General features: G+C 70.7%; 15 protein-coding genes. 9 read left to right on the forward strand and 6 right to left on the reverse strand.

From position 1 onward, the window contains the following. Positions 1 to 2 precede the first annotated feature (2 nt). Positions 3 to 530, forward strand: a complete 528-nt coding sequence (locus ACFTXQ_RS10655; RefSeq protein WP_382638208.1) for a hypothetical protein — start codon at positions 3 to 5, stop codon at positions 528 to 530. A gap of 40 nt (positions 531 to 570) precedes the next feature. On the opposite strand, the gene ACFTXQ_RS10660 is transcribed toward ACFTXQ_RS10655, so the two are convergent. Beyond that, a complete protein-coding gene (locus ACFTXQ_RS10660; RefSeq protein ID WP_382638211.1) occupies positions 571 to 1,527 on the reverse strand; it encodes a TIGR03557 family F420-dependent LLM class oxidoreductase in 957 nt (318 codons plus the stop codon). 208 nt (positions 1,528 to 1,735) lie between these two features. Between ACFTXQ_RS10660 and ACFTXQ_RS10665 the strand changes: the two genes are divergently transcribed. From ACFTXQ_RS10665 to ACFTXQ_RS10680, 4 genes are all read left to right on the forward strand, one after another. After that, a complete protein-coding gene (locus ACFTXQ_RS10665; protein ID WP_382638214.1) occupies positions 1,736 to 1,936 on the forward strand; it encodes a hypothetical protein in 201 nt (66 codons plus the stop codon). 51 nt (positions 1,937 to 1,987) lie between these two features. Next, a complete protein-coding gene (locus tag ACFTXQ_RS10670) occupies positions 1,988 to 2,374 on the forward strand; it encodes a hypothetical protein (protein WP_382638216.1) in 387 nt (128 codons plus the stop codon). A gap of 81 nt (positions 2,375 to 2,455) precedes the next feature. Beyond that, a complete protein-coding gene (locus tag ACFTXQ_RS10675; RefSeq protein WP_382638219.1) occupies positions 2,456 to 3,157 on the forward strand; it encodes a DUF6766 family protein in 702 nt (233 codons plus the stop codon). Positions 3,158 to 3,176: 19 nt separating this feature from the next. Continuing rightward, positions 3,177 to 3,578 (forward strand): hypothetical protein, encoded by a 402-nt coding sequence (locus ACFTXQ_RS10680; protein ID WP_382638222.1) that lies wholly within the window; start codon positions 3,177 to 3,179, stop codon positions 3,576 to 3,578. Between the two features lie 169 nt (positions 3,579 to 3,747). Here ACFTXQ_RS10680 and katG read toward each other — a convergent pair whose 3' ends face one another. Further along, a complete protein-coding gene (katG, locus tag ACFTXQ_RS10685) occupies positions 3,748 to 5,937 on the reverse strand; it encodes a catalase/peroxidase HPI (protein WP_382638225.1) in 2,190 nt (729 codons plus the stop codon). Positions 5,938 to 6,196: 259 nt separating this feature from the next. Between katG and ACFTXQ_RS10690 the strand changes: the two genes are divergently transcribed. The 3 genes from ACFTXQ_RS10690 (at position 6,197) to ACFTXQ_RS10700 (ending at position 9,126) form a co-directional block, all read left to right on the forward strand. Further along, positions 6,197 to 6,622, forward strand: coding sequence for a Fur family transcriptional regulator (locus ACFTXQ_RS10690; RefSeq protein WP_382638227.1), 426 nt, complete (start codon positions 6,197 to 6,199; stop codon positions 6,620 to 6,622). Between the two features lie 122 nt (positions 6,623 to 6,744). After that, positions 6,745 to 7,311, forward strand: coding sequence for a PadR family transcriptional regulator (locus ACFTXQ_RS10695; protein WP_382638230.1), 567 nt, complete (start codon positions 6,745 to 6,747; stop codon positions 7,309 to 7,311). A gap of 96 nt (positions 7,312 to 7,407) precedes the next feature. Then, complete coding sequence (locus ACFTXQ_RS10700) at positions 7,408 to 9,126, forward strand: acyl-CoA dehydrogenase family protein (protein ID WP_382638233.1); 1,719 nt, start codon at positions 7,408 to 7,410, stop codon at positions 9,124 to 9,126. 102 nt (positions 9,127 to 9,228) lie between these two features. On the opposite strand, the gene ACFTXQ_RS10705 is transcribed toward ACFTXQ_RS10700, so the two are convergent. Then, a complete protein-coding gene (locus tag ACFTXQ_RS10705; protein WP_382638236.1) occupies positions 9,229 to 9,636 on the reverse strand; it encodes an FKBP-type peptidyl-prolyl cis-trans isomerase in 408 nt (135 codons plus the stop codon). 193 nt (positions 9,637 to 9,829) lie between these two features. On the opposite strand from ACFTXQ_RS10705, the gene ACFTXQ_RS10710 reads away from it, so the two are divergent. After that, entirely contained in the window at positions 9,830 to 13,723 is a 3,894-nt protein-coding gene (locus ACFTXQ_RS10710; protein ID WP_382638239.1) for a WD40/YVTN/BNR-like repeat-containing protein, read from the forward strand. Positions 13,724 to 13,734: 11 nt separating this feature from the next. Here the strand turns inward: ACFTXQ_RS10710 and ACFTXQ_RS10715 are convergent, their stop codons facing one another. From ACFTXQ_RS10715 to ACFTXQ_RS10725, 3 genes are read right to left on the reverse strand one after another with little or no spacing between them, the layout of a single operon-like run. Continuing rightward, the gene (locus ACFTXQ_RS10715) at positions 13,735 to 14,805 is read right to left on the reverse strand and encodes a tetratricopeptide repeat protein (protein WP_382638242.1); all 1,071 of its coding nucleotides are present in this window, start codon (positions 14,803 to 14,805) and stop codon (positions 13,735 to 13,737) included. Continuing rightward, a complete protein-coding gene (locus ACFTXQ_RS10720) occupies positions 14,802 to 15,506 on the reverse strand; it encodes a hypothetical protein (RefSeq protein WP_382638245.1) in 705 nt (234 codons plus the stop codon). The genes ACFTXQ_RS10715 and ACFTXQ_RS10720 overlap by 4 nt, the downstream gene beginning before the upstream one ends. A 37-nt stretch (positions 15,507 to 15,543) precedes the next feature. Further along, a complete protein-coding gene (locus ACFTXQ_RS10725) occupies positions 15,544 to 16,812 on the reverse strand; it encodes an AAA family ATPase (protein ID WP_382638249.1) in 1,269 nt (422 codons plus the stop codon). Positions 16,813 to 16,878: the final 66 nt, after the last annotated feature.

Here is a 16,878-nt window from a genome sequence, read left to right on the forward strand (position 1 = left end):
TCATGAACAGCCGTCCGCGTCTCCTCGATCTCTACCTCAACGACCACCTGACCGGCGCGGCGTCCGGCGTGGAACTCCTCCGCCGGGCGGCCCGCGCCCATCGGGGCACCACGCTGGAGCCCCCGCTGGCGTCGCTCGCCGCGGAGGTGGCCCAGGACCGCGAGAGCCTGCGGCGCATCATGGCCGACCTCGGCGTCCCCGTGATGCGGCACCGCGAGGCCCTCGGATGGCTCGCCGAGAAGGCCGGCCGGCTCAAGCTCAACGGCCGGCTCCTCTCCCGATCACCGCTCAGCGACGTCCTCGAGCTGGAAGCCATGCGCCTGGGTGTCGAGGGCAAGGCGTGCGCCTGGCGCACGCTCGAGTCCCTGGCCGCCACCGAGCCGCGCATCGACGTCGAGCGGGTCCGGGATCTGCTGCGGCGTGCCGAGCGGCAGATCCGGATCCTGGAGACGCTCCGCGTCGAGCGTGCGGCAGAGGTCTTCACCCCTGACGGGGCGGCGGCCGGAGCCGACCTGCACAGCTACCACTGACACGGCGCCGGCAAGCGGCGCCGCGCGGCCCCGCCCACGCTCAGGCCGCGAGGGCCGGCAGCACCTTGTCCCGGTATCCCGCGAAGAACGCCTGGCTGTCGGGCCCCATCTGGCCGACGTACACCTCTTCGAAGCCCGCGTCCACGTAGGCGCGGACCGCCGCCACGTGTTCCTCCACGTCGGCGCCGCAGGGAACGTTCTCGGACACCTGCCGGCGGGTGACGAGCTCACTCGCCTGTTCGAAGTGGGCCGGGGTCGGCAGGATCTGATTGAGCTCACCCGGCAGGTGCTCCGTGGGCCACACCCGGTACGCGGTGTCCACGGCCTGCTCCCGGTCCTCGCCCCAGCACACCTTGAGCCCCCCGATCACCGGCTTCGAGCCGCCTCCCGCATCCCGGAAGCGCGCTATCGCCTCCTCGTCGGGGCCCATGCACACGAACCCGTCGCCGATGCGCCCCGCCAGCTCCGCGGCCTTCGGCCCGAAGCCGGACACGTGGATGGGCACGCGGGCGTGGGGAGCGGTGTACAGGCGGGCGTTCTCGACGGTGTAGTGCCGTCCGCGGTGGCTGATCTGACGGCCGGTGAACAGCTCCCGCATCACCTCGACCGCCTCCTCCAGCATCTCCGCCCGCTCCGCGAACGGTGGCCAACGATCCCCGAGGACGTGTTCGTTGAGCGCCTCACCGGTGCCCACGCCCAGCGCGAACCTGCCGTCGAGCAGCCGGCTCGACGTGGCCGCGGCCTGGGCCGTCACCGCTGGGTGCATGCGCATGGTGGGGCAGGTGACCAGGGTGGTCACCGGCAGCTCCACGATCTGCGACAGGGCGCCGATCATCGACCAGACCAGTGGGCTGTTGCCCTGTGCGTCGTTCCAGGGGTGGAAGTGGTCGGAGATCGCCAGGCGGCTGAAGCCCGCGTCGGCGGCTCGGCGCGCCTGGTCCAGGAGCTGGCCGGGGGTGAATTCCTCGCAGGCCAGGAAGTAGCCGAATGACGTCATGGCAATCGCGCCTCCAAAACGCAGGACGGTGTGCCCCCCGTCGGCGCGTGCCCTCGTCCCCACCGGGCAAACGTCAGGGGAGGGAGCCGCCGGCTCGCGGCCTCGGGCTCCTGCCACGCGCGGTAGTGGAAATGGTGCGGTCTGCTACGTGTTGTGCCAGCGTGAGCAGGAGCAGGCCGTACCCCCAACCCACGAGGGAGAAGCCGTCATGGGCGGTATGCAGGACAAGCGCCAGGAGCCGGGCAAGGGCCGCGAGGAGCAGAAGCGCCCGGTGCGGCCGGGCCAGGACCCGGTCCACCCCGAGCCGGGCACCCCCGCCCGCGGCAAGACCCCCGAGGAGCTGAAGCAGCGCCGCGAGGAAGAGGACCGGCGCCGTGCCGAGGGGGACCTGCGCGACGAGGACATCTGACGAGTGAAAGGCCGCTACGGGCCCCGCGGCACGCAACGCCGTGCCCTGGCGGTGGCAGCCGCAGGGGCGATGGCGGCGGTGCTGTGCGGCTGCGGGGCGCCCGCGCCCCGGCTGGACGGCGCCCGGCAGGCCGCAGAGGCCTTCGAGCAGGCCCTCGCCGACGCGGACTACACACAGGCGTGCGCGCTGCTGGCACCCCAGACCCGGCAGCAGCTGCAGGAGGACCGGGACAAGCCCTGCGGTCCCGCCCTGCACGGCGAGGAACTGCCGGCGGCCGGCCCGGTGCGCGGCACGCAGGTGTACGGGCGCCAGGCACTGCTGCGCCTGGCGGACGACACGCTGTTCCTGTCGCAGTTCGACGACGGCTGGAAGGTGGTCGCCGCGGGCTGCACACCACAGGGCGACCAGCCCTACCAGTGCTCGCTGAAAGGCGGCTGACGTGCGCGTCCTGTTCTTCGCCTGCCTGGTGACGATCCTGGGCGGGCTGGCCTACTTCATCACGATCGGGGCGATGGACCGGTGAGCCGCGGGCAACGGGACGACCGCCGCGGCGGGTTCTGGCGGAACAACAGCCTCACCCTCGCCTTCGGAGGCGCTTTCCTGCTCGTCCTCGCCGGCCAGGCGTTCGCCGGGCACGCCGGCTTCAACGAAGACCTCGCCGTCGACGGGCTGCAGCAGCTGACGCTCGGCGAGTACCTGATGTCATCGGACTTCGCCGTCGACGTCACGGAGAACTGGCAGTCGGAGTTCCTGCAGTTCTTCCTCTACATCTTCGGCACCGTCTGGCTCCTCCAGCGAGGATCACCCGAATCCAAGGAACTCCACAAAGCGGGACCGGAAAGCGACCAGGAGCAGCGCATCGGCGACCACGCCCGGGCCGACTCACCCCGCTGGGCCGGCACGAAGGACTGGCGGCAGAAGCTGTACTCGCGCTCCCTGGGGGCCGTGATGGCCCTGCTGTTCGTCCTGTCCTGGCTCGCCCAGTCCATCGCCGGCGCGGCCGCCTACAACGAGCAGCAGCTGCGCCGGCTCCAGCCCCCGGTTTCCTGGGGCGGCTACCTGGCGTCCGCCGACTTCTGGAACCGGTCCCTGCAGAACTGGCAGTCCGAACTGCTGGCCGTCGCCGCCATGGCCATCCTCTCCGTATACCTGCGCCAGCGCGGATCCCCGGAATCCAAGCCCGTCGGCGCCCCGCACACCTCCACGGGCGTGGAGGGCTGAGCCGAAGTGAGGTCTTTTCGTGAGCAGCCCTGTCGGCCTTTCGGAAGGCACCCTTGAGGCCCTCCACCACCTGAAGGAGACGCGGGAGATCAACACCGTGATCCTCCGCTACGAGGATCCCCCCGGGGCGCTGGTGCCCGAGGTGGAGGGCAATCTCAGCCACGAGGAGCTGGTGCAGGCCCTGCCCGCGGAGGAGGCGCGCCTGGTCGTCCACGAGCTGTTCTTCGCCACCCGGGAAGGAGCCCGCAGGCACGAACACCTGCTGGTCCTCTGGATGCCGGCGGACGCCGGCGGGCAGGAAGAGGTCTACACGGAGGCCTACACCGTGCTGAAGGAGTACCTCCCGGACGTCCACGTCCACCTCACCGCACGGCGGACGGGCCAGCTGGAGTACCGCAGGCTCGTCGCCCTCGCCGGCTGAGGGCCGGCTCCTCGCCGATGGCCCGGTCGGCCGATGGACACCCCATGGCTCCCTGGTGGGCAGTCGATGGAGGGCCCATGGGCGACCGGTGAGCAGCCGGTGGTCTACAAGTGGTCGGCCGGTGGTCGGCCGGTGGTCAGTCAGTGGGCCGCCGACCGGGCCATCGGGCTCAGGCGAGGTCGAACCTGTCGAGGTTCATCACCTTGTCCCACGCCGTCACGAAGTCCCGTACGAACTTCTCTCCGGCGTCCGCGGAGGCGTAGACCTCCGAGAGGGCCCGGAGCTGGGAGTGCGAACCGAAGATGAGGTCGACGGAGGTCGCGGTCCACTTGACCTTGCCGGTGGCGCGGTCCCGGCCCTCGAAGACGTTCTCCTCGGAGGTCGACGCCTTCCACTCCGTCCCCATGTCCAGCAGGTTGACGAAGAATTCGTTGGTCAACGTCTCCGGCCGGTGGGTGAAGACGCCGTGCGCCGCCTGCGCGAAGCCGGCGTTCAGGGCCCGCATCCCGCCGACGAGGACCGTCATCTCGGGTGCGGTCAGCGTCAGCAGGTTGGCGCGGTCCAGGAGGAGGGTCTCCGGCGGCAGCTTCTCGCCCCGCCGGACGTAGTTGCGGAACCCGTCCGCCCGCGGTTCGAGTACGGCGAACGCCTCCACGTCGGTCTGCTCCTGCGAGGCGTCCGTACGCCCCGGTGCGAACGGGACCGTGATCTCGTGCCCCGCGTTCTTCGCGGCCCGCTCGACGGCCGCGCACCCGCCCAGGACGATCAGGTCCGCGAGCGAGACCTTCGTCCCGCCGGCCTGCGAGCCGTTGAAGTCCTGCCGGATCCGGTCGAGTCCCTGCACGACCGCGGCCACCTCGGGCAGGTCGTTGATCTCCCAGTCCTTCTGCGGCGCGAGCCGGATGCGTGCCCCGTTGGCCCCGCCGCGCTTGTCGGTGCCGCGGAAGCTTGCCGCCGACGCCCAGGCGGTGGTGACCAGTTGGGAGACGGACAGCCCCGAGTCGAGGATCTTCTCCTTGAGGGCGGCGATGTCCTGGTCGGTGATCAGCTGGTGATCGGCCGGGGGGACGGGGTCCTGCCACAGCTGCGGCTCGGGGATCCACGGGCCGAGGTAGCGCGCGACGGGCCCCATGTCGCGGTGCAGGAGCTTGTACCACGCCTTGGCGAACGCCTCCGCGAGCTTGGCCGGGTTCTCGTGGAAGCTCTTCGAGATCGGCCCGTAGATCGGATCGAGCTTCAGCGAGAGGTCCGTCGTCAGCATCATCGGCGCGTGCCGCTTGGACGGATCGTGGGCGTCGGGGACGGTGCCCTGGGCCGCGGGATCCTTCGGGGTCCACTGGTTCGCCCCGGCGGGACTCGTCGTCAGCTCCCAGTCGTACGCGAACAGGTTGTCCAGGTACCCGTTGTCCCACTTCGTCGGCTCGTTGGTCCACGCCCCCTCGAGCCCGCTGGTGAGCGTGTCGACGCCCTTGCCGCTGCCGTACGCGTTCTTCCAGCCGAGGGCCTGCTGCTCGATGGGGCAGGCCTCGGGCTCCGGACCGATGTATTCGGGATCGACCGCGCCGTGGCACTTGCCGAACGTGTGGCCGCCGACGATGAGCGCGACCGTCTCCTCGTCGTTCATCGCCATGCGCGCGAACGTCTCGCGAATGTCCCTGGCGGCAGCCATCGGATCCGGGGTGCCGTTGGGCCCTTCCGGATTGACGTAGATCAGCCCCATCTGCACGGCACCGAAAGGACCCGCGAGTTCCCTGTCGCCGCTGTAGCGCTCGTCTCCGAGCCAGGTGTCCTCGGGGCCCCAGAAGATTTCCTCGGGTTCCCAGATGTCCTCACGTCCGAAGCCGAACCCGAACGTCTTGAATCCCATCGATTCCATGGCGCAGTTGCCGGCGAATACCAGAAGATCGGCCCATGAGATTTTCCGGCCGTACTTCTGCTTGACCGGCCAGAGCAAACGGCGCGCCTTGTCCAGGCTCGCGTTGTCCGGCCAGCTGTTGAGCGGCGCGAAGCGCTGGGCGCCGGAGCCGCCACCGCCCCGGCCGTCGGCGATGCGGTAGGTCCCCGCGGCGTGCCAGCTCATCCGGATGAAGAGCGGCCCGTAGTGGCCGTAGTCGGCAGGCCACCATTCCTGCGAGTCCGTCATCACCTCGAAGACGTCCCGCTTCAGCGCTTCGACGTCCAAGGTCGAGAACTCTTCGGCGTAGTTGAAGTCCTCGCCCATCGGATTGGACCGGGGTGAATGCTGGTGGAGAACCTGAAGGTCCAGCTGATTCGGCCACCAGTCCTGATTCGTCCTCGGGCGAGTCGGGGCGGGGGTCGGGGCGGGGATTACCGGGTTCTCGCTGTCGCTGCCGGACACGTCCGTCCTTCTTCCTGTCGCGGTGTTTCCACCTGCTGGCTGTCTGCTCTTGACGCTGTCTGCATTTCTGAGTCGAGCACTGCGACCCGCGCCCGACGAGAAGCTATCCTCACGAACGACGCCGGTGATCGAGCGTGTGTCGGCGTCCGTATGGTCGCGCACTACGGGCCGCACCGTTGTGAGAACACGCAGAGCACTCCCGCATATCAAGCAGACAAAAACTTCTGATATCCCGACGAGCCCGAACAGGTGAGCCGATATGAGTGACCTGCTGGAGCGACTGCGAGGGCGGGGCTGGCGGATGACGGCCCAGCGGCGGGTCGTGACGGAGGTCCTCGACGGCGACCACACCCACCTCACGGCCGACGAGGTGCACGCCCGCGCCGCGCAGCTGCTGCCGGAGATCGCCCGGGCGACCGTCTACAACACCCTGGGTGAACTGGTCGCCATCGGCGAGGTCGTGGAGGTCTCCACCGACGGCCGCGCGAAACGCTACGACCCCAACGCCCACCACCCGCACCAGCACCTGGTGTGCTCGCGCTGCGGGCTCATCCGCGATGTCCACCCGACCGGTGACCCCCTGGCCGGCCTCCCGGCGCGGGAACGGTTCGGCTTCACGGTCCTCGAAGCCGAGGTCACCTACCGCGGGCTCTGTCCGGCCTGCGCCCGCGAAGCCGGAGACTGACCGGCAGCCGGTGAGGAGCCGCACCGCCGGCCGGGTGCGGGGGACTGCGCTCCGGGTGAGTCACGTCTCACCGGGGCGCCGGCGCTTGTCTATGCAACAAGTTGCATAGCAGGATCGGGGGCATGGCGCTCGACCACGCGATCCTCGTCTCCCTCCTGGAGATGCCGGGCTCAGGCTATGAACTGGCCCGGCGGTTCGACCGTTCCATCGGCTACTTCTGGACGGCCACGCACCAGCAGATCTACCGCGTCCTGGGGCGCATGGAACGCGAGGGCCTGCTCACCGTCCGCGAGGTGCCGCAGCAGGCCCGCCCGGACAAGAAGGAGTACTCCGTCGCCGCCCCCGGCCGCGCGGCCCTGTCCCGGTGGCTGCACGAGCCGATCGAACCCGAGAGCCTGCGCCACGACCTGGCCGTCAAGATCCGCGGCGCGGCCTTCGACGACCCGGTCGCGCTGATCCGCGAGGTCGAACGGCACCACCAGGCGCACAGCGACCGGCTCGCGCACTACCTCGCCGGGGAACTGCGCGACTTCACCGGACCCGAGGCTCCCGCCCCGCTCGACGCCGGACAGGAGCTCCAGCACGTCGTGCTGCGCGGGGGCATCGCGTACGAACGGATGACGATCGCCTGGCTGGACGACGTCCTCGCCACCCTGCACCGCCTCGGCGTGACACCTCCGCCCGCCTGACCCTCGGCGAACGGCGTCGCACCGCACCGCACCGCTCGCCCGCTCCTCACCTCTCCCCTCTCACGTCCTCCACGTCTCCTCCGAAGGTGAACCTCCATGGCCGACTCCCTGCTGTTCAACCCGCGCACCTACGACCCGGCGCACTTCGACCCCGAGACCCGCAGGCTGCTCCGTGCGACCGTCGACTGGTTCGAGGAGCGCGGCAAGCGCCGGCTGATCGAGGACTACCGCTCCCGCGCCTGGCTGGGGGAGTTCCTCGCCTTCGCCGCCAAGGAGGGCCTGTTCTCCACCTTCCTCACCCCGGCCTCCGCCGCCGGACACGAGGACCAGCGCTGGGACACCGCCCGGATCGCCGCCCTCAACGAGATCCTCGGCTTCTACGGCCTCGACTACTGGTACGCGTGGCAGGTGACCATTCTCGGGCTCGGCCCGGTCTGGCAGAGCGAGAACCCCGCCGCCCGCGCCCGGGCCGCCGAACTCCTCTCCCAGGGCGAGGTCTTCGCCTTCGGCCTCTCCGAGCGGACCCACGGCGCCGACATCTACTCCACCGACATGCTGCTGGAGTCCGACGGCGACGGGGGCTTCCTGGCCAGCGGCTCCAAGTACTACATCGGCAACGGCAACGCCGCCGGGCTCGTCTCGGTCTTCGGCCGCCGCACGGACGTCGAGGGCCCGGACGGGTACGTCTTCTTCGCCGCCGACAGCCGCCACCCGGCGTACCACCTGGTCCAGAACGTCGTCGACTCCTCCAAGTACGTCAGCGAGTTCCGTCTGGCCGCCTACCCGGTGTCCCCGGACGACGTCCTGCACACCGGCCGCGCCGCCTTCGACGCGGCCCTCAACACCGTCAACGTCGGCAAGTTCAACCTCTGCACCGCCTCGATCGGCATCTGCGAGCACGCGATGTACGAGGCCGTCACCCACGCGCAGAACCGGATCCTCTACGGCCGCCCCGTCACCGCCTTCCCGCACGTGCGCCGCGAACTGGCCGACGCGTACGTCCGCCTCGTCGGAATGAAGCTGTTCAGCGACCGCGCCGTCGACTACTTCCGTTCGGCCGGCCCCGAGGACCGCCGCTACCTCCTCTTCAACCCGATGACGAAGATGAAGGTGACCACGGAGGGCGAGAAGGTCATCGACCTGATGTGGGACGTCATCGCCGCCAAGGGCTTCGAGAAGGACACCTACTTCGCCGAGGCGGCCGTCGAGATCCGCAGCCTGCCCAAGCTCGAGGGCACGGTCCACGTCAACCTCGCGCTGATCCTCAAGTTCATGCGCAACCACCTGCTGGAGCCGGTCGAGTACCCCGCCGTGCCGACCCGCCTCGACGCGGCCGACGACGCCTTCCTCTTCCGGCAGGGACCGGCCCGCGGCCTGGGTTCCGTACGGTTCCACGACTGGCGGCCGGCGTTCGACGCGTACGCCGCCGTCCCGAACGTGGCCCGCTTCCGGGAGCAGGCCGACGCCCTGTGCGAGTTCGTGGCCACCGTGGCGCCCGATGAGGAGCAGAGCCGCGACCTCGACTTCCTGCTCTCCGTGGGCCAGTTGTTCGCGCTGGTGGTGCACGGGCAGCTGATCCTGGAACAGGCCCGCCTGACGGACCTGGACGAGTCCGTGCTCGACGAGCTGTTCTCCGTGCTGGTGCGCGACTTCTCCGGGCACGCCGTCGAACTCCACGGCAAGGACTCCGCCACGGCGGCGCAGCAGGCCTGGGCCCTGGCCGCCGTACGCCGCCCCGTCGTCGACGAGGCCCGCGCGGCCCGCGTCTGGGCGCGCGTCGAAGCCCTGTCCGGGGCGTACGAGATGACGCCGTAACACCGGCGCGCCCGGCTACCTCCGGGGCGAGTCGCGGCCGGCGACCGCCCCGGTGGACCGATGGCGTCTGCCCCGTAGGCCCGTCGCGGGGAAGCCGCCGGGTCAGCGGTCCTTGGTCCATCCGGTCGTGCCGGAATACGAGTCGAGCAGGTCCACCACGAAGATCAGGGTCGAGCCCGCCGGGATCAGGGGCGAGGGCGACTGTTTGCCGTAGCCGAGGCGCGGGGGAACGATGATCTCGCGCCGGCCGCCGACCTTCATCCCCCGCACGCCCCGGTCCCAGCCCTTGATGACCTTGCCGCTGCCCAGGGCGAACTTGTACGGCTGGCCCCGGTCCCAGGAGGCGTCGAACTCCTTGCCGGACTCGAAGGTCACCCCGACGTAGTGGACCCTGACCACCATGCCCGGCTTCACCTCGGGCCCGTCCCCGACGACCAGGTCCCGGATGGTCAGCTCGGTTGGAGCGTCACCCTCCGGAACGTGGACCTCGGGCTTCGTCAGTTCACCCATGGCAGCCTCATCACTCTCCGTCGAAAAGGGCCACGCTACCGAGAACGCCGTTGAAGTTTGGACAGGCCGATGCCGCCGACCCGGGACTACCGTGAGGTTCATGGACGGCTATGCAGACAGCACGGGCCGGTCCGAGGGCACATCGGGCCCCGCCCCCCTCGTTGAGGTCAGCCCCCTCGCATGCAGGCAGGGCATGCCACTGGAGATCCGGGGGACGGGCTGGCAGGGCTGGCCCGTCCGGGTGACGGTCGACGGGCAGGCGGTCGTGCCCGACCGCGTACTGCGGGGGCAAACCCTCCCCGATCCCGGTCGTGACAAAGGCGAGGCGATCCGCCCGGACGGCACCGGAACCTTCCTCTGCCGGCTCTCGACGCTACGGCTGGAGACGGGCGAGCACCACATCGGCGCGACGTACGCGCAGACGGGGGAAGGATTCGCGCAGGGCGAGTACGACGGCGACGCGCACACCACCGTGGTGGTCACGGCGCGCGGGGAAACGCCACGGGGCGAGGCGCGGCCGACGGACCCGGACGAGGGGCCGGCGGCCGCTGTCGATGAGCGGGAGGAGGGCGACAGCCCCTTCGAGCGCGAGCGGTTCCACTGGGAGCGCCGCTTCGGCCACCTCGGCCGCATCCCGCCCTCCGTTCGGCAGACGCAGATCGCGCAGATCAGGGCGGCGCGAAAGCGCCGGGACCGGATCGAGGCGGCCCTGCGGGCCGCGCCGGAGGAGGTCCCGGGCACGCTTCTGTCGCCGCCGGTGACGGGCGGCACCAACTGGACCCCCACCGGTCCCGGCCCGGTCGTGTCCTTCGGCACGGGCTACGGGGGCCGCGCCCTCTCGATCGCCGTCGACCCCACCGACACGAGAACGGTGTTCCTGGGCACGGCGAACGGCGGCGTGTGGAAGACCACGGACCGCGGGCTGACCTGGACGCCGAAGTCCGACTTCCAACACAGCCTGGCGATCGGCGCCCTGGCCATCGACCCCAACGACCATCTCCACGTCATCGCGGGAACCGGGGAGTTCCAGTCCTCGGCCGACACCTACTACGGCAACGGGCTGCTGCGTTCCTCCGACGGCGGCGACACCTGGACGGAGCTGGGGACCTCGCGCTTCGACCGGGCCGAGATCACCCGCCTGGTGTTCGACCCGACGGATTCGACGGGCCGGCGCCTCCTGCTCTGCTCCAGCATCGGTGTCTGCGAGAGCACCGACGGCGGCGTGAACTGGGAGGTCCTGAACGGCGACGGCCTGTTCAGCGACATGGTGGCCCTGCGCGTGGCGGGCCCCCCGGGGACCGTCAAGGTCATCGCCGCCGCCTTCGGCCAGGGTTTGTGGACCAGCACCAGGACCAATGGGTCGTGGTCCGCCTGGACGGCGGTCAACAGCACCGGGCTGCCCACCGCCGGCACCTTCGAACGGGTGGCGATGACCCAGCAGGCGGGGAACCCCGACCTGGTCCTCGCGCTGTTCGCGTTCTACCCGGGCTTCTCCGCGCTCGCCAGGACGACGGACGGAGGGGCCACGTGGTCGGCGGTCCCCATCCGCCTCAACATTCCGGCGGGGTCGAAGACGTCCGCGAGCTCGGGGCACGACCACGACTTCAACGTGCCCGCCGCGGACATGTCCGGGGCGGCGGCTCCACACACGTACTCGAGCACATCGCCCGTAGCCTCCCCCCACGCACATACCGTTTCGTTCACGGCGCAGGAGTTCGCACGTCTGGCCGGTGGCGGGCGGGTGTCCCTGACCACCAGCGCCGCCGCGGGGCACACCCACACGGCCGAATTCGTGTGCACGAACCAGAGTTGGTGGGCCCTCAGCGTGGCCGTGCACCCGACCGATCCCAACATCGTGTTCGTGGCCGAGCGCAGCCTGTGGCGTTCCAGCACCGGCGGCGGCGTCTTCGACTACGTCGCGAACGTCCACGACGACCACCACGCCCTCGTCTTCGACCCCGTCAACCCCGCCACCTGCTGGGAGGTCAACGACGGCGGTGTCCAGATCTCCACCGACACGGGAATGACGTGGAGCCACCGCAACCGCGACCTGGCGACACTGCAGTTCGAGTCGCTCTCCCTCCATCCCGAGTGGGAGAACGTCATGCTGGGCGGCACCCAGGACAACGGAGTCCAGCGCTACGCGGGGACTCCGGCCTGGAAGCTGTCGAGGGGCGGGGACGGCGGTTTCACGGCGATCGACCCGTCGAAGCCCACCCGGATGTTCATGCAGTACACCCACACGAGCATCCTGCGGTCCGACGACGCCGGCGCCTCGTGGCAGGTGAAGAACAGCGGGATCAGCGACGGCGACGTCCAGTTCTACAGCCCGTTCGCGCTCGACCCGACGACCCCCACGACCTGCTACTTCGGTGGCGGAATGCTCTGGCGCAGCGCGAACAGCGGGGACACGTGGTCGGCGGTCTCGGCGGCGCCGGTCGCGGCGATCACGGCGATCGCCGTCCATCCGACCGACAGCACCGCCGTGTACGTCGGGACGAAGGACGGGCACGTCTACGAATACCGGCGTACCGGAACGACGTGGAACCCCGCGGACGTGGCGCGCAACGACCTGACCGCCGCGGCCCTGCCCGCGGTGTGCGTCTCCGACATCGCCGTCGACACGGCGGGCACCCTCTGGGTGACGATCGGGGGCCTGCTGCTCTCCGAGGCACCCGGTGAGTTCACCAACGACCACGTCTACCGGCGGGCCGTGACCGAATCCGTCTGGACCTCGCGCTCCAACGGCCTTCTTCAGGCCAATCCCATCAACACGATCGTCATCGACCCGGCGAACGCCGACCGTCTCTTCTGCGGGGGCGACATCGGCGTCTTCCGGACCGAGGACGCCGGCCTGAACTGGCTCGCCTGGGACCAGGGCCTGCCCAACGCCCCGGTGTTCGACCTCGTCCTCCACGCCAAGAGCCGCCTGCTGCGCGCGGCCACGCACGGCCGGAGCGTCTGGGAGCGGCCCGTCGACGCGGTGCAGTCGAAGACGGTCGACCTGTACGTGCGCGACACGGTGCTCGACTCCGGGCGGGTCCAGCCGTCTCCTTCGGGCGTCGCGGACCCCTTCGACCCGAGCCCGACGCCCGGCACGATGTGGTGGTGGCAGAGCCCCGACATCCTGGTGGACGCTCCGGAGCCGAACTACCAGACGCCCAGCCCGGTCGACGACTACGTCGCACTGACCACGATCGCCCACCGCACGGCACGCCGCGACCGCCTCAACCGCTTCTACGTCCAGGTGCACAACCGGGGCGTGAGCGCGGCGACGAACGTGCGCGTACGGGCCTTCCTGGCCGACGCCTCCGCCGGCCTCCCGGCCCTGCCCGCGGACTTCTGGTCCAACGGCAAACCCTTCGCCGCCGACCCGACGGCCGCCGCGTACACACCGCTCGGCCCGACCCGGACGTTCGCCCGGCTGGAGGCGGCGGAACCGGGCGTGGCGGAGTGGGACTACTTCCTCCCGGCCACGGCTGCCCAGCACTCCTGCGTCCTGGCCGTCGCCACCTGCGACGAGGACCCCGTACAGGCCGCCCAGATCTTCGACGTGGGGACCCTGGTGACCTCGAAGAAGCATGCGGCGTTGAAGAACCTCCAGGTGGAGGACGCAGTTCCCGGAGGCGTCACCCCCTCCAAGGCCTTCGTCGTCATGCTCAACAACTTCAAGCAGACCCCCCAGCCGTTCACCGTACGGTTCGACTGGGCGAACCTGCCCGAGGGGGCACGGCTCTACATCACCTTCGAGAAGCTCGGGAACGCCCAGGGGCCGCAGCCCGGGCACGGCGTCGAGCAGCTCGACAACCCGGGCCAGGTCCTCCCCGCCACCTTCACCGACCGCAACGGACTCGTGCGGAAATTCGACTTCGCCCGCTCGTACGTCATGAAGCCGGACGAGCACCGCAAGAACGAGCTGAAGGGCGTGCACATCGACCCCGAGCGCGGCTCGCGCGGTCTTGCCGTCAACGTCCGGCTGCCCGAGGGCGTGGCGGACCGGCCCGTGGAGTTCCACGTCCTCCAGGAATTCCAGGGCAAGCTGCTGGGCGGCAGCACCTACGTCGTCCGGCCCACCCACCCCGCGTGATTCCCCTGCCCCTACGGCTTTGGCGCGCGCTGCTGGAGAGCGGTGTAGCCGGCCACGGACATGACGATCGCGAAGAAGAACAGCGGAATCGCGAGCGCGCTGAACAAGGCGCTGCGCCACAGCACCAGCGCCGAGCACGAGTGGACGATGAGCAGCGTGACGGCGAACGCCATCCCGACGACCTGCCGGCAACCGCGCGACACCAGCAGGAGGGGACGGCGCAGGTGGGGCGGGACCCGCCGGGTCTGCCACAGCAGCCAGCCTCCCCAGCTGCCGACGAGCACGGCCGCGCACGCCAGGTAGGTGCCGAGGGCTTCGGCGCCGGCGGCGCCCGCACGCAGGTGGGCGGCGCCCAACGACACCGCGACGATTCCGGCGAGGGCCACCCAGCGGGCGCCCGAGACCGTTCCCCAGGCCATGAGCTCCAGGTTGTAGCGGGCGTTGCGGTCGTTCAGGTCGAGGGCGGCGGACTGGACGAAGCCCTCGGCGGCCCGGGTCCACGAGCCGGGCCGGCGCCATTGGCGGCGCAGATGGAGCAGCGAGAGGTGGTTGTGGGCCGCGGTGCTCTCCGGGTCCAGGCGCAGCGCCGTCTCGTAGGCCTGCTGGGCGGCGCGGTGGTTGCCGGTGCGGTGGGCGGTCAGGCCGAGGAGGACGTACGGGTCGCTCTCCTCGGGGGCGAGGGCGACGGCCCGGCGGGCCGACTCGTGTGCGGCCCGCTTGCGCTTCCTGCGGACACCGTGGTCGAGGACGACGCCGAGGGTGTAGTGGCTCGTCCAGGACTGCGGGGCGAGCTCGACGGCGCGCCGGGCCGAGACCTCGGCCTGCCGGTACTTCTTCAGCGCGAGCAGGACGTGGGTGTGCATCAGCCAGGCGTTCACCGATTCGGGGGCGACGCGCAGGGCGTGTTCGAGGGTGGTGAGCGCCTGCCGTTCGTCGCCGAGGCGGTGCCGGCAGCGGGCGAGGAGCACGAGTGCGGTGGCGTCGTCGGGTTGGCCGGCGAGGTGTTCGGCGGCGAGGGCGGCGGCCTGCTCGTGGCGCCCCAGCTCGAAGAGGGCGTCGGCCTGTTGCAGGGACCGGCTCATCGGACCTTGTCCCGGTCGTGGGTGATGCTGAGCAGGTTCGGTACGAGTGCCGGCCAGAACAGGACCTGGGGGACGGTGCGCCCGCTCCACGGAACAGCCACGATCAGCAGTGCGCACAGGGTGGCCCAGCCGGCCTGGCCGAGCACGACCCTGGCCCAGGACGAGCGGCGCAGCAGCGCGAACACGGTGAGCTGCGCCCCGGTCCGCAGCCGCCGGTAGCGCCGCCAGACGCCGAAGCCCCACACCACGGCCATCAGGTTCAGCGCCCACAGCCGGGTGCCGAGATGGAGGGGCAGCTCCTTCGCCTCACCCCCGGTGGGGAAGAGGTCGACGGTGACGGCGGCCATGACCAGACAGAGCAGCGCGAGCCATCGGGTGCCGCGCAGCATCCGGTAGACGGCCCTGCCGAGGTCGGAGCGGAGCGACCGGGAGTCGAGGACGGCGGCGAGCGCGCCGGCGTAGAGGTCGGCGGCCCGGGCGGCGGTCGTGCCGGGCTTGCGGACCTCGCGATGCGTGAGCGTGGCGACGGCGAGCTGGTCGGCCGGGTCGATGCGCAGGAGCTGCCGCAAGGACTCGTCCACCAGGTCGGAGCGGCTGTTGAACGCGGCGCCCTTGTACATGGTGTGCCACGTGTCGACGACGTCGGGGCCGAGCCGCACCGCCTCCTGTGCCTCCTGGAGTGCCTCCTCCTTCGTCCCCACGAAGATCAGCATCTCGGCGCGCTCGGGGTTGTTCCACTCACAGCTTGCGCTTCTTCTTCAGGTAGGCGACCAGGTCGTCGTACACGCCACCGTCGTTGGCGAACATGGCGACGTTACGGGCGGAGGCGAACCAGGACTCGCTGGACGGCTTGATCTGCCTGGCCGCGTTCAGGAGGTCCCTGGTGCCGATCATGCGGACGGTGCCGGAACGGGCGGAGGCCAGGAGCGCGAACTCGGCCGCGCTCTCGCAGACATGGGCGAGATCGGCGCCCGAGAAGTCCTCGGTGACCTTGACGATCTTGCCGAGATCGACGGACTCGATGGGGCGCTCGCGCAGGTGGTAGCGGAGGATCGCCTCCCGCGCCGGGGCGTCGGGCGGCAGCACGAGCAGGGTGCGGTCCAGGCGGCCGGGGCGGCGCAGGGCGAGGTCCACGTCCCAGGGGACGTTGGTCGCGGCGAGCACGAAGACGCCTTCGTTCTGCGCGGCGTTGATGCCGTCGAGTTCGGTGAGGAGCTGGTTGACGACATTGCGCAGACCGCTGTGGTGGGTACGCGAGCGCTTGGCGCCGAGCGCGTCCAGCTCGTCGAGGAAGACCACGCAGGGCGCCTGCCGGCGGGCGGCCTCGAAGATGTCGTGGACGTTCTTCTCCGAGGTGCCGATGTACATGTCGAGGATGTCGGAGAGCGAGACCGACATGAAGCCGGCGCCGAGTTCGCCGGCGACGGCCCGCGCGATGAACGTCTTGCCGCAGCCGGGCGGGCCGTAGAGGAGCAGGCCGCCGCGGAGCGACTTGCCGTACAGCCTGCGGAGTTCGGGATTGCGCATCGGGGCGAGGAAGGCGGCTTCGAGCCGGTCCTTGACCTGCTGCATGCCGCCGACGTCGGCGAGGCGTACGTCGCCGGGGGCGTCGACGTCCCAGGCGGACGCGTCGGCAGGGTCGCCGCTGCCGTCCGAGGTCAGGCGGGCCTCGGTGGCGAAACGGGGGCCGACGACGCCGGCGACCTCCTGCTCGGCGGCGGCCCAGTCGAAGGAGGAGGGCCGGGCGGAGTGCGTGCCGGGTGCGGGGGTCGCGGGCGGGGGCGGCGACGTGTCGACCGTGGGCAGGTGCATGGCGCGGGCCATCAGGCCCCGTACGGCTTCGTCGCCCGGCGCGTGCTGCAGCGCGACCGCGGCTTGTACGACGGCCTCGTCGTGCCTCCCCTCCGCGAGCAGCAGTTCGGCGAAGTGCAGCCGCAGGGGTACGTCTTCGGGAGCGGCTGCGACAGCGGCCCGCAGGCTACGGATGAGAGGCGACTCGTCGGACATGGGGTCAGCCTAGAAACCGGCCCGCGGCCGGCGTTCACCGGGTGCGGTCGAGAGATCCACCGGGCT

This window comes from Streptomyces sp. NPDC057010 (assembly GCF_042673805.1).
Lineage (GTDB): Bacteria > Actinomycetota > Actinomycetes > Streptomycetales > Streptomycetaceae > Streptomyces.

Excerpts from the sequence above, each read along its gene's own strand:
- ACFTXQ_RS10710 (WP_382638239.1), top strand. The coding sequence starts at position 9,830 with ATGCCACTGGAGATCCGGGGGACGGGCTGGCAGGGCTGGCCCGTCCGG.
- ACFTXQ_RS10695 (WP_382638230.1), top strand. The coding sequence starts at position 6,745 with ATGGCGCTCGACCACGCGATCCTCGTCTCCCTCCTGGAGATGCCGGGC.
- ACFTXQ_RS10700 (WP_382638233.1), top strand. The coding sequence starts at position 7,408 with ATGGCCGACTCCCTGCTGTTCAACCCGCGCACCTACGACCCGGCGCAC.
- ACFTXQ_RS10660 (WP_382638211.1), bottom strand. The coding sequence starts at position 1,527 with ATGACGTCATTCGGCTACTTCCTGGCCTGCGAGGAATTCACCCCCGGC.
- ACFTXQ_RS10690 (WP_382638227.1), top strand. The coding sequence starts at position 6,197 with ATGAGTGACCTGCTGGAGCGACTGCGAGGGCGGGGCTGGCGGATGACG.
- ACFTXQ_RS10705 (WP_382638236.1), bottom strand. The coding sequence starts at position 9,636 with ATGGGTGAACTGACGAAGCCCGAGGTCCACGTTCCGGAGGGTGACGCT.
- ACFTXQ_RS10665 (WP_382638214.1), top strand. The coding sequence starts at position 1,736 with ATGGGCGGTATGCAGGACAAGCGCCAGGAGCCGGGCAAGGGCCGCGAG.
- ACFTXQ_RS10655 (WP_382638208.1), top strand. The coding sequence starts at position 3 with ATGAACAGCCGTCCGCGTCTCCTCGATCTCTACCTCAACGACCACCTG.
- ACFTXQ_RS10725 (WP_382638249.1), bottom strand. The coding sequence starts at position 16,812 with ATGTCCGACGAGTCGCCTCTCATCCGTAGCCTGCGGGCCGCTGTCGCA.
- ACFTXQ_RS10715 (WP_382638242.1), bottom strand. The coding sequence starts at position 14,805 with ATGAGCCGGTCCCTGCAACAGGCCGACGCCCTCTTCGAGCTGGGGCGC.